This is a genomic window from Paenibacillus sp. UNC217MF, from assembly GCF_000686865.1.
In the GTDB taxonomy this organism is placed as follows: Bacteria; Bacillota; Bacilli; order Paenibacillales; family Paenibacillaceae; genus Paenibacillus_B; species Paenibacillus_B suaedae.
Genome location: NZ_JMLT01000024.1, coordinates 63,321 through 76,890, shown reverse-complemented (window position 1 = coordinate 76,890; position 13,570 = coordinate 63,321). Strand labels below are relative to the sequence as shown.

Annotated in this window: 5 protein-coding genes and 2 pseudogenes; all 7 read left to right on the top strand. The window is 49.2% G+C overall.

Annotated features, from left to right (window positions below):
• Positions 1-76: 76 nt before the first annotated feature.
• A pseudogene (locus BP95_RS0114000) lies at positions 77-9,019 on the top strand (amino acid adenylation domain-containing protein); the annotation flags it as partial.
• Between the two features lie 374 nt (positions 9,020-9,393).
• Entirely contained in the window at positions 9,394-10,005 is a 612-nt protein-coding gene (locus tag BP95_RS0113995) for a YjgB family protein (RefSeq protein ID WP_028532511.1), read from the top strand.
• 344 nt (positions 10,006-10,349) lie between these two features.
• Complete coding sequence (locus BP95_RS0113990; RefSeq protein WP_028532510.1) at positions 10,350-11,723, top strand: alpha/beta hydrolase family protein; 1,374 nt, start codon at positions 10,350-10,352, stop codon at positions 11,721-11,723.
• 36 nt (positions 11,724-11,759) lie between these two features.
• Positions 11,760-12,146: an Asp23/Gls24 family envelope stress response protein gene (locus BP95_RS0113985; protein WP_028532509.1), complete on the top strand. Its 387-nt coding sequence runs from the start codon at positions 11,760-11,762 to the stop codon at positions 12,144-12,146.
• A gap of 61 nt (positions 12,147-12,207) precedes the next feature.
• Complete coding sequence (locus BP95_RS34560; protein ID WP_028532508.1) at positions 12,208-12,420, top strand: aminopeptidase; 213 nt, start codon at positions 12,208-12,210, stop codon at positions 12,418-12,420.
• Positions 12,381-12,733 (top strand): annotated as a pseudogene (locus BP95_RS30405) (aminopeptidase); the annotation flags it as partial. The gene BP95_RS34560 and the pseudogene BP95_RS30405, both read left to right, overlap by 40 nt.
• Positions 12,734-12,852: 119 nt before the next feature.
• Positions 12,853-13,404, top strand: a complete 552-nt coding sequence (locus tag BP95_RS0113970) for a TetR/AcrR family transcriptional regulator (RefSeq protein WP_021254833.1) — start codon at positions 12,853-12,855, stop codon at positions 13,402-13,404.
• Positions 13,405-13,570: the final 166 nt, after the last annotated feature.

Below are 13,570 nucleotides of genomic sequence, written 5' to 3'. Positions count from 1 at the left end.
CGTGGCGGTAGACAAGCTGGAACTGCTGACGGCCGAAGAGCGGGAAGAGCTGCTGGCGACATTCAACGATACGGCGATGGAGCTGCCTGCGGAAGCGACGGTACATGGGCTGTTTGAACAGCAGGCTGCACGAACGCCGGAGCAGCCGGCACTCGTAAGCGGAGAGGCGGTATGGACGTACGGCGAGCTGGAGGCGCGAGCCAACCGCATCGCTGGCTGGCTGCGTGCGCATGGGGTGAGAAGCGAAGACCGCGTCGGCGTGCTGCTCAGTCGTTCACCGCAACTAATCGCCGGTCTGCTGGGCGTCCTGAAAGCCGGCGCAGCCTATGTGCCGCTGGATCCAGCACTGCCAGCAGCGCGCATCGAGGGGATGATCCAGGATGCTGGTATCCGTATACTGCTGAGCGAAGGAACGCAGACAGCAACAGTGTCAGGCTGGGAAGAAACGCCGCTGCAGCATGTCCTGTGCTTGGATGAGGAACGCTCCGCCGTTACAGAAATAGCCGCTACGATTGTTGAAGGGAAGAAGGAATCCTTGGCCGCTACGGATGTCGAAGAGAAGAAGGAACGCTTAGCTGCTACGGATGTCGAAGAGAAGGAGGAACGCTTAACCGCTGCGGTTGTCGAAGGGAAGAAGGAACACTTGGCAGCCAGTGATGCTGCAGGGCAGAAGAACTGCTCCGCGATGAGGTTCGCCTCCGCGGAAGAACTGGAAACCTATTCGCCGGCATCCATGGGAGCAACGGAAGTACAGTCGGATGTACCGACAACGCCGATGAACAGCGCGTATGTGATCTACACGTCCGGTACCACCGGCAAGCCAAAAGGCGTGGTGGTGGAGCACCGGAACATCGTGAACTTTATCGCGGGGATGGTGCGCTCGCTGCCGTTTGCGCCGTCTGCGTCGATCCTCTCGGTCACCACGGTGTCCTTCGACATCTTCGTGACCGAGAGTTGGGTACCACTCAGCTGCGGGATGCAGATCGTTCTTGCCAGCGAAGCGGAGCTTCAGGACCCTGCGCTGCTGGGTGATTTGCTGGCGGAGCATCCGGTACAGCTGATGCAGACGACGCCTTCGAGGCTGTCGATGATGCTGGAGCAGGAGCACAGCGCCGCGCAGCTGCGCCGTATACCAGCCCTGCTGATCGGCGGCGAGCCGCTGCCTGCGGCGTTGCTGAAGCAGCTTCGGGCGCAAACGAATGCGTCGCTGTACAATATGTACGGCCCGACGGAAACGACGGTGTGGTCTACGTTTGAACATTTGAAGGATAGCGAAGGGGAAAAAGTAAGCATCGGTCGTCCGCTAGCGAACACTCAGGCGTACGTGCTGAACGAGGCGCTGCAGCTGCAGCCGATCGGAGCCGTGGGCGAACTGTGCCTTGGAGGCGCCGGAGTCGCTCGCGGATACTGGGCGCGCGAAGATCTGACCAAGGAGAAGTTTGTAGCTCATCCGTACCTACCTGGGGAGCGGATATACCGGACAGGCGATTTGGCCCGCTGGCTGCCGGATGGCAGATTGGAGCATCTAGGACGGATCGACCATCAGGTGAAGATCCGCGGTTACCGGATCGAACCGGGCGAGATCGAAGCGCATTTGCTGCGAATCGATGGCGTCAAGGAAGCGGTCGTGACCGTTGTCACCGGGGAAACGGAGAGGGGCGAACAGGAACTGTGCGCCTATGTAACAGGCAGCAGTGAGCTAACGGCGCAGGCGATGCGGATCAAGCTGGCGGCAGGTCTTCCATCTTATATGATCCCATCACACTTCATTCACTTGGAGAAGATGCCGCTCACGCCAAACGGAAAAGTGGATCGCAAGGCACTGCCAGCCCCGGATGGGGCGCTGAGTATAGGAACGGAGTATGCAGCACCGCGCACGGCGACGGAAGCGAAGCTGGCGCAGCTATGGCAAGAGGTGCTGGGACTAGAGCGCGTCGGCATCCGCGATAACTTCTTTGACATCGGGGGCCATTCGCTCCGGGCGATGACACTGGTATCGCGCATTCATCAGACGCTGGATACGGAGATTCCGTTAAGAGACGTGTTCCGTTGTCCGACAGTCGAAGGGATGGCGCAGGCAATCTCCGGGTTGGAGCAGAAGGAGTACGCAGCCATTCCGCTCATCGAAGCAAGGGACTACTACCCGGTGTCCTCGGCGCAAAAACGGATGTACATTTTGCAGCAGATCGACGGGGCAGAGTTGAGCTACAACATGCCTGGCGTTTTAATACTTGAAGGAGCACTGAACCGCAATCGCTTGGAAGAGGCATTCCGCAGTCTTATTGCTCGTCATGAGACGCTGCGTACAGGCTTTGAACTGGTCGGTGGTGAACCGGTACAGCGTGTGCACCGGGACGTGGAATTTGCCATCGCGTATGCATGGGTACAAGAAGGGGAAGAGAAGGCGCATATTCAGGAGTTCGTGCGGCCGTTTGATCTTCGCCAGGCGCCACTTTTGCGGGTGGGACTTCTCGAACTGAAATCGGATTGCCATCTGTTGCTCTTGGATATGCATCATATCATCTCTGACGGAGCCTCCATGGGCATACTCACTCAGGAGCTTGTTCAGTTGTATGAGGGAGCGGAGCTGCCGCCGCTACGCGTTCAGTACAAGGATTATGCAGCATGGCAGCAAACGGAAACTCAAAGTGAGCGGATGAGCAAACAGGAAGCGTACTGGCTGGGTGTGTTTGCGGGAGAAATCCCGGTGCTCGAACTGCCAACAGACGATGCCCGGCCGCCGGTCAGAAGCTTTCAAGGAAATAGACTTGACTTCGTGATCGACGAGCGAAAAAGCGAAGGATTAAGACAGCTGGCCTCGCAAACGGGAACGACGTTGTATATGGTATTGCTGGCGGTATATACGACCTTGCTGTCCAAGTACAGTGGACAGGCAGATATTGTCGTAGGAACGCCAATTGCAGGCAGGTCGCATACGGAACTGGAGCCGATTCTAGGGATGTTTGTGAATACGCTGGCGATCCGCAACGCCCCGGTGGGGGAGAAGACGTTCCGGGAGTATCTGCAGGGAGTCAAAGAAAATACGTTAAGCGCCTATGAGAACCAGGATTATCCGTTTGAAGATTTGGTGGGCAAGCTGGATGTGCCGAGAGATGTAAGTCGCAATCCGATCTTTGACACGATGTTTGTACTGCAAAACACAGAGCGAAGAGAACTGAGCCTGGAAGGCTTGAGATTTAGTTCCTATCCGTTCGAGTATAACTTGGCCAAGTTTGACCTGACTTTCAGTGCGGCGGAGGAATCGGAAGGGATTGTATGCGGCATCGAGTATGCCACCTCCCTGTACAAGAAAGAAACGATCGAGCGGATGGCGGGGCATTTCAAACAGGTGATCGATGTCATCGTGAATGAACCGCAGACAAAACTGTCATGGATCGAGATCGTGAGCCGAGAAGAGAAGGCGCAGATTGTGGAGGTATTCAACGATACGGCGGCAGACTCTCCGAGAGACAAGACGATTCACCAGTTATTTGAGGAACAGGTGGAGCGGACACCGAATCAAGTGGCTGTTGTATACGAGGGCAGCCAATTGACATACCGTGAATTGAATGAAAGAGCAAATCATCTGGCAAGAACGCTGCAAGCGGAGGGCGTAGAGCCGGATCAACTGGTAGGTATCTTGGTTGAGCGTTCGCTGGAGATGATTGTGGGTATTTTCGGGATCTTGAAAGCCGGTGGGGCGTATGTCCCGATTGACCCGGAGTATCCAGCGGAACGGATTGACTATATGCTAAAGGATTCGGGTGCGAAGCTGCTGCTGACACAAAGTCATTTGGTAGAGCATGTGACTTTTGCCGGCCAGTGTTTGATGCTGGATGACGAACAACTGTACATGGAAGACGGTTCGAATGTGGAATCGGGTGCGACAGCGGATCATCTGGCCTACGTGATCTACACGTCGGGAACGACGGGCAAACCGAAAGGGGTTATGGTTGAGCATCGCGGTTTGTGTAATTTGAAACAGATGTTTGCAAACACACTACAACTCGGAGAACAGGATCATGTAATCCAATTCGCGAGTTTGTCTTTTGATGCGTCGTGCTGGGAGATCATTCAGGCGTTATTTTTGGGTGGAACGCTCCATATTCCTACCAAATCGACGATTTTGGATCATCAATTATGTAAGAGCTATATGAACGACCATCAAATTACGACAGCAACTTTGCCCCCAACGTATGCAGCCTACTTACAATCAGATGATCTGCCAAGTTTAAAGAAATTGATCACGGCGGGCTCCGCTAGTTCGGTTCAACTTGTCAAGCAGTGGCAAGACAGCGTGATGTACTTTAATGCTTACGGTCCGACAGAAGACTCGATTGCAGCAACGATATGGCCAGCATCTACTGGCGCTTCTACCGGCAAGCTGGTACCTATCGGTCGTCCAATTCTGAACCATCGGATCTATATCGTGGATGAGAACGATCAGTTACAACCGATTGGCGTAGCCGGGGAGTTATGCATTGCGGGCGTAGGATTGGCGAGGGGTTACTTGAATCTTCCAGAGCTGACGGCGGAGAAGTTTGTGAGCAACCCATTCGAACCAGGTACGCGGATGTACCGGACGGGCGATTTGGCCAAGTGGTTGCCAGATGGGAACATTGAGTACTTGGAGCGTATCGACGATCAGGTGAAGATTCGAGGTTACCGGATTGAGCTCGGTGAGGTGGAAGAGCAGCTGTTGAAGGTGTCGTCGGTTCAAGAAGTGGTCGTAGTCGCACGGGAAGATGCGGGCGGACAAGATCAGCTATGTGCGTACGTTGTATCCGATCGGAAACTGGCTGCAGGCGAACTGAGAGAACACTTGGCTCAGCGATTGCCGAATTATATGATTCCTGCGCACTTCGTGCAGATCGAAAGGATACCGCTGACGGCAAATGGTAAAATCGATCGAAAAGCGCTGCCGGCGCCGGAAGAAAACCTTATAGCCGCGGCTGAATATGCAGCGCCCCGAACTCGCGTCGAAGCGCAGCTTGTGTACATTTGGCAAGAAATACTTGGTCTTGACCGTGTAGGTGTACGCGACAACTTCTTTGAAATCGGCGGTCACTCTTTGCGCGCTACGGCCATGGTGAGCCGTCTGCATAAAGAACTGCAAGTGAACGTACCGTTGCGGGACGTATTCCGTTACTCCACCATCGAGCTGCTGGCCGAAGCCATTGCGGATAGAAAGCAGCAGATGTTCACTGCTATCGAACCTGTCGAAGAGAAGAGGTATTATGCAGTGTCTTCCGCGCAAAAGCGGCTGTATATCTTGCACCAGCTCGAAGAAACGGGTTTGAGCTACAATTTGCCTATAGTGCTGGAACTCAATGGGGCGCTTGACCGGCAGCGGTTTGAATCCGCGCTTCACAAGCTTATTGCCCGTCACGAGACGCTGCGCACAAGCTTTCACATGGAAGAAGGCGAGCCTGTACAATGTGTGCATCATGAGGTTGGCTTCACTCCGGAATATGTGCAAGCAAGCGAATCGGAAGCCGCGGAAGCCGTTCGGACATTTATTCGCGCCTTTCATCTGGAGCAGCCGCCGATCTTACGCGTCGGGCTGATAGAGCTTACGTCTGAACGCTATTTGTTCGTGCTCGACATGCATCACATCATTTCCGATGGCGTATCGATAGGCATTTTGGTAGATGAATTTGCTCGCTTGTATGAAGGGGAAGAACTTCCGCCTCTGCGTATTCAGTACAAAGACTACGCGGCATGGCAGCAGTCCGAGACGCAAAAAAAGCGCAAGCAGCAGGAGGAGACCTATTGGTTGAACAGGTTCAGCGGGCCTATTCCTGTTCTGGAGCTGCCAACCGATTATGTCCGGCCTGTGGTGCAAAGCTTCCAGGGAGAAGCGATGTCATTTATGCTTGGGACTCCGCTCCGCCGGAGCTTGAAACGAATAGCGGCAGAAACCGGAGCGTCTCTGTATATGGTACTGCTGGCGGTATATACAACCTTACTGCATAAATATTCAGGGCAAGAGGATATTGTTGTCGGCACGCCGATTGCAGGCAGATCACATAGCGACTTGGAGTCACTGGTGGGGATGTTTGTAGGCACGTTAGCGATACGCAGCTATCCGGCAGGCAACAAAACATTTTTATCGTATGTAGAAGAAGTAAAAGAAACGATGCTTGATGCCTACGAGCACCAAGGCTATCCATTTGAAGAATTGGTCGAGAAGGTGCAGATCAAAAGGGATAGAAGCCGCAACCCAATTTTCGATACGATGTTCGTTCTACAAAATGTGGAGCAAAGAGATTTGCAAATCCAAGATTTGCACATCCAGCCTTATACAATCGAACATTCCGTAGCGAAGTTTGACCTCACCTTCCAACTGGCAGAGATGGAGAACGGAATTTCGTGCAGCATCGAGTACGCTTCTTCCTTGTTCAAACGAGAGACCATTGAGAGGATGGCGAAACACTTCAAGCAGTTGATTCATGCGGTTACGGCAAATCCGCAGGCACAGATTGCGTCGTTAGAGATCCTAACTGCGGAAGAGCGCGCACAGCTTGCGGCAGGAAATGCGACAGCTTCGGAATATCCTCGAGAAGCAACGGTTTACCAATTGTTCGAGCGGCAGGCGGAAAAAACGCCAGAAGCGGTAGCCATCGTTCATGAAGAAGAGCAAGTGACATACAGTGAGCTGAATGCCCGTTCCAATCGATTGGCAAGGACATTGCGGGCAGCCGGCGTACGATCGGATCAATTGGTCGGCATTTTGGCGGATCGGTCGGTGGAAATGATCGTCGGCATACTAGGTGTGCTAAAAGCCGGAGGAGCTTACGTGCCGATTGATCCGGAGTATCCGGAACAACGCATTCGTTATATGTTGGAGGACTCCGGTTCGCAGGTGCTTCTCACGCAGCATCATTTACTGGCTCGCGTACAGTTTGAAGGAAAGCTTATCGATCTAAACGATCAGGCCGCCTACAGCGCAGAAGAACGGAATCTCGAGCCGGTATCAAGCGCCAACGACCTTGCTTATGTGATTTATACATCGGGAACGACAGGAAATCCGAAGGGAGCAATGATTACTCATCAGGGCCTGACGAATTATATATGGTGGGCGAAAAACGTATATGCTGCCGGAGAAAAGCTAGATTTCCCGCTGTACTCTTCCATTTCCTTCGACTTGACGGTGACATCCGTATTTACGCCTTTGCTTACCGGCAGTCTGATTCGGATTTATAGCGGGGAAGACAAAGCGTTATTAATTGAGCGGATTGTAACCGATAATCAAGTCAACATTATCAAGCTGACGCCTGCTCATTTACGTTTGATTAAGGAATTGAAGGTCACGCCCGGATCGAACATCCGAAAGCTGATTGTCGGTGGAGACAATCTTGCTACAGGTCTGGCGAGAAGCATCCATGATCAATTTGGCGGAGAAATCGAGATATTCAATGAATACGGCCCGACAGAAACGGTTGTCGGCTGCATGATTTATCGATACGATCCGGCAACAGATACGAGCGGGTCGGTTCCCATTGGCGTACCGGCTGCGAATGTCAGCATCTATTTGCTCAATTCTGATGGCAAGCAAGTTCCGATAGGGGTACCTGGAGAAATCTATATTGCTGGAGATGGAGTCGCGAGAGGGTACCTCAACCGCTCCGACTTGACGGCAGAGAAGTTCGTAGATCATCCATTCGCCCCTGGAAAGCGGATGTATCGCACAGGAGACTTGGCAAAAATGCAGGCTAACGGAAACTTGGAGTATTTGGGCCGCTCAGACGACCAAGTGAAAATAAATGGCTTCCGTATTGAGCTGGGCGAAGTGGAAACCGCTCTGACGAAAGTGAAGGAGGTGAAGGAAGCGACGGTCATCGCTCGTGAAAATGAAGTGAAGGAGAAGCTTCTATTCGCATATGTCGTAGCGGATACCGAGCTTGTGGCCGGAGAACTGCGGAGAGCCTTATCCAAGCAGCTCCCAGCCTATATGATTCCGACGCGATTCGTGCAGCTGGATATGCTGCCGCTTACAGCCAATGGCAAAGTCGATCGCAGAGGCTTATCTCATATACAGCTCAATGAGCCTCTTCAAGCAAATTATACAGCGCCAAGAAATGCGTTCGAACAAGTGCTTGCCGACATTTGGCAGGAGATTCTCAGCTTAGAGAGGATTGGCATTCACGATAACTTCTTCGATGCAGGCGGACATTCTTTGAAACTGATTCAAATGATTGGTGAAGCTCGCCGTAGATTGGACGTGGACATCTCGTTTAGTGCCGCCTTCGCTTACCCGACGGTTATGGAACTCGCTGATCACCTTCAAAGCGGAAGCAGTCCAGACGTTCTAGCGAAGCAGCCAACGGAAGGAGTGTCCGTCTGGAACGGAAACAATGCAAACGGCATAACCTTGCATTGCTTCCCGCCAATCGTCGGCTTCGGTCAAGTATTCACGATGCTGGCGACATTACTGCGAGATACGGCTGCTATATATGCCTATGATTTTATTAGCTGCGAAGATGTAGCCTCATACTTTGCACAAAGCGTTCATAAGATGCAGCCTCAGGGTCCGCTCTATTTGTTGGGCTACTCTGCCGGAGGTAATCTGGCGTTTGAAGTGGCCAAGCAGCTGGAACAACAAAATCGCGAAGTAGCCGGCATCATTATGCTTGATGCCTACCCAAGAAACTCGCATTCCTTGAACATGCTGCAAGAAGAGTACCTGGAGACGCTGCAAGAAGAAATTTCTCTATTTCTTCGTTATGTTCCAGAACTAGACGCAGAAGAAGTAAGACAAAACATAACGGCTTACAACAATTGGAACAATAATTTGGAAACGACAGGAAAAGTTCGGGCAGACATTCATCTGATTCAATCGTCAGAAGCAATGGGCGAAGTAGAACGCGGATGGAAGTCCTGGAGCGAGTTAACAACTGGGCAATTGCACTTCTATTCAGGAAACGGCAAGCACGAGCAGATGCTGGAAAGAGACTATGCTCCAGCAAACGCATCACTCATAAAAGCAATTTTGGAAAAGTCCAAAGCTTACAAGTAAAGAAAAAAAGGTTGACCATTGCATGTAAACGGGTACCCATAGACTGGACACGAAGAGAAAAAGGTGTTCAGGCTGTGGGTATCTTTTCGTATAATGAAGTAAGCATGAAGGGGGGGGGCATGAATTGCTTCCTGAGGTGGGAAGTGGAAGATATAGTGTGCCAAATTTACGGTAAATTGATACTATGGATAACTTACGCGAATTGCCTTATTAGGGATCTCTATTGTGGATTTAATATGTCAGAAATGACATTTCATTTTCATGAGTTCGTAACACAATCACTTTCCGATAGTACTATATTTAGGATGAGAATTGGCTTAAAGTATGAGATAGAAAATATGTGGTTAATTCATGGTATAAGGAGAGGATCCAACATGAAGTTTACTTCTACTAAAAAAGTTTGGGCTGCCTTTGCAGTTGTGGGCGTTATCGGAATTGGTGCGTCTTTGGTGAACTCTTCGGTTTTACCGGTACAGCAGGTAGAAGCTGCAGCCGCAAGCCAAGATAACTACGCTTCCGAACATGCACTCCAAACGTTAATGAGCTTTTATAAACCAGCGTTGGAAGGGCAATTTCCGGGAGCAGTAAGCAACCTGACGGTTGGAAAAAGCACCAGAAAAGATGTCTTTAAAGCCATCGGCGATCCTGAACTACCTAGAGAAGACGTAAACGGTTATGACGTATACAGCGCTAACATGGGTAACCCCGGTTATGCTATCACCTATCAATCCGATAAAATTCGCGAGATCCGTTACTTCGGTACCAATGTTGAGAGCCAAACCAATATTGGCGGCATTACGATGAGCATGGTGAAGCAGCATTGGTTTGCACCTAATTCCACAACAGCGATTAAAAACGGAAAAACGAAGCAGACCAAGCTCACATATATCCGCGGAGATTATAAATTGGAGTTTATTTTCAACAGCAGCACCAATTTGGATCATATTAATCTGTTAGGCGTTTTTAATACAAACGAAAAGGTTTAAAAAACTCGGTGATGAACTCACCGAGTTTTTTTTGAATGTACGACTTAAGAATGGAGTTTCACCCGATGCTGAACAAGCAGGAGATGACAGAAAGAGAGGGACGATTCATTTATATCGTGCTCGAGATTCCTACGATTTTGTAAGATTATATTTCCGAAAAACAGTTTTAAATACTTTACTTATAACTATTTTGTGCTATTATGATAAATATCAGTACCGAAAATACCAAACTGGTACTATAGGTACAGAGAAAATAAGCAGAAACGAATGGCAGTAACGATGATTTGTTTCTTACATATCGGGATGCCCTTGATGATGAAAATGCAGACAGAGGGGGAAATACGTTGAGATTTTGGGAGATTAGTTTGATTATTGTTAATTTCGCACTTATGGGATGGATACTATTCGCGAGAAGGGAGACAAAACGTTGGTTTATCATCGCTTTGACAGTTGCCTACTGTGTACTTATCGCACAGCTCTTTGCGGAAGGCTATCGTTGGCAGATGATCCCGGCTTATTTGTCTTCAGTTATCATGACAGCTTGCTATCTATTGGCCAAGCGGAAAAAGAGTGTCAGAAACCGGGTTACGCTCACGCTTAAGTCATTGTTGCTGGTCATTTATTTGTCTGTAGCGGTTGTGCTGCCTGCACTCATGCCAGTGTCTTTATTTAAACAACCGACCGGCCCATTTTTGGTCGGTACGACCCTATATCATTGGGTGGACTATGGACGGGAAGAACCGCTTTCTAAAGATCCTAAAGATCGGCGCGAGCTGATGGTTCAGATTTATTATCCTGCAGGTGATAAAGGCAAGGGGAACCGCGAACCCTATATCCGCAACTCGCATGAGATCGCAAAAGGAATGGCAAAAGATTTGTCCATCCCGGCATTCACGCTTAGCCATCTGGGTTTGGTGGAATCGTATGCGTTCACGGAAGCCCGGATGTCAGATTCGGAGAAGCAATATCCCGTTTTGCTCTTCTCTCATGGTTTAGGCGGTTTTCGCAATCAAAACACGTTTGAAGTCGAAGAGTTAGCGAGCCAAGGTTATATCGTAGTATGTATCGATCATGCCTATGACGCTGTGGCTACTGTTTATCCAGATGGTCGAACCGCATACTTTCAGTCAGCTAATATGACTGATATTTCTGAAAGAGATGGCCATATCAAATTATGGAAGGGAGATGTCTCTTTTGTGCTTGATCAAGTAGAGAAGCTAAACCAAAGCAATGGCCGCTTTGCAGGAAGGATTGATACGACCCGAATCGGGATGTTCGGGCATTCTTACGGCGGGGCTACTGCCGCGCAGATGCTAGCAGAAGACTCCCGCATCAAAGCTGCCATTGATATGGACGGCACGTTATATGGGGCTGCTTTTTCAGAGTCAGGTATCGGAAAACCTTTCCTGCTCATGAGTGCAGAGATGAGCGAAGACTCCAAAGAAGATTCCGATGAAGAAGAGGCTCGCAATAAACGAGCGCTCGCCGGTGGTGGCATGTCTATGGTCATTCCTCATACGGATCATATGAGCTTCTCAGATTTACATCTGATTTCACCTTTATTACGAAGTCCGGGCGAAGATCCGCGTTACGTTCATCGTATCATTAATGAATTCAGTCTCGCTTTTTTTGACCTTTATGTGAAACAGACAGGCGACAGCTCGGCCCTGGACAGGCTGGCTGCCAATTACCCAGAAGTGAAATTTAAAGTGAACTAATGGTGTCCCTGAACATAGACAGAAAGGAAGATGACCATGGCTGAGAAACCATTGAACAAACAAGGAGGCATTCTGATATCCGATGATGTCGTCGCCACAATCGCTGGTCTTGCAGCGCTTGAGACTCCAGGAATTGCTGCTATGTCAGGCGGTCTGTCGGATGATTGGGTGAAGATGTTGAGTGGCAAGAACGTACAGAAGGGCGTGTCTGTCGAGGTAGGTGAAGTTGAAGCTGCTATAGATCTGCGAGTTATGGTTGTGTACGGTATGAAAATTCAAGAAGTGTGTCATCAATTGCAGGTAAACATCCGAGATGCGGTTCAAAGAATGACTGGACTTTGCGTTGTAGAGATCAATGTAAGGGTAGAGGGGGGCTCTTTCAATGATGAGGAGTTGAAGGAAATTCAACGAATTAGCAAATAGGCACTGATATTTGAATTCAGTTTTTCATTTCGCTAAAAAACGATGGGAGAGGTGTACATGTATGTTGGATCCGCGACTTACGAAATTAGCTGATATGCTCGTAAACTATTCTGCAAATGTGCAAAAGGGAGACAATGTATTAATAGATTCAACTGGAATCGACACATCTTTGGCAAAGGAACTTGTGAAAGCCGTGCATCAAGCAGGTGGGCACCCATTCGTGAATTTGCGCGAAAGATCATCCATGCGGCAGCAAACAACACCGAGCGGCTAAACAATATCTTAGATGCGGATGAAGGTGCACGTTACATAGGGGAGTTTGCAATTGGGTTAAATCCTGCTATTAGGGAACCAATGCAGGATATTCTGTTCGATGAGAAAATCGATGGCAGCTTTCATTTCACACCGGGACGATGCTATGATAATGCTTCAAATGGGAATGAGTCAGCAATTCACTGGGACATGGTGATGATTCAACGTCAGAGTATGGCGGTGGAGAGATTTGGTTTGATGATCGACTGATTCGAAAAGACGGACGTTTCGTGATTCCAGAATTGGAAAAGCTAAACCCCGAAAATCTAAAGTAGTTAGTGCTAACTTGGTTGTTGAATTTGACCCCAAAGAAATAAAGAGTTACACTTTCCTAGTACCCAAAGTACTATAAAAGGATCTATGGGTACTACTCTTGGTTTGAGGTGAACTAAGGATGAAAGAACGGATTGCCAAAACTGCTATCGCGCTATTTCATGAAAAAGGAATCAAATTTACAATGAATGATTTGGCGCGCGAATTAGGTGTAAGCAAAAGCACGTTGTACGAGCATTTCCCGTCCAAGGACGAACTTATAGGTTATGTGGTTCAGCAAGTAAACGAAGAAACGGAAAGACGATTTCGAGAAGTGATCCAAGATACGAATTTGAGCATATCTGAAAAATTGAAAGGTATACTCTTGATTGTTCCTCATGATTTTCAGAACAGCTATGTACGCTTACTGGTCGAACTTCGGCGGTACTACCCCGAACGGTGGAGGGAAATGGAACAAGGCATTAATGATGAGTGGAATATCATTACTAGTCTCATTGAAGAAGGCATCCATAATGGTGATTTTCGTCCGATGCATATTCCAACACTGATCCAAACCCTCAATTTCTTAATGACATCGATTTTCGATCAGCGCAATTTAGCTTCCAGCCAAATTACGGTGCAAGAATCTCTTTCCATGATGGTAGATATCATATTGAATGGAATTAGGAAGTAGAATGAGGCTCCCATTTATTAGAGCTGAGAAAAACAATACTTACAGGTTGCCGTTCTTCTCAGCTTTTTTTGTTTTCGTGGATTCACTAAGAGCAAATGTATGCAATACTTATTGTTAGTACCGAAAATAATATTTTAGTACTACTAGTACTTAGATGAAAATGAAG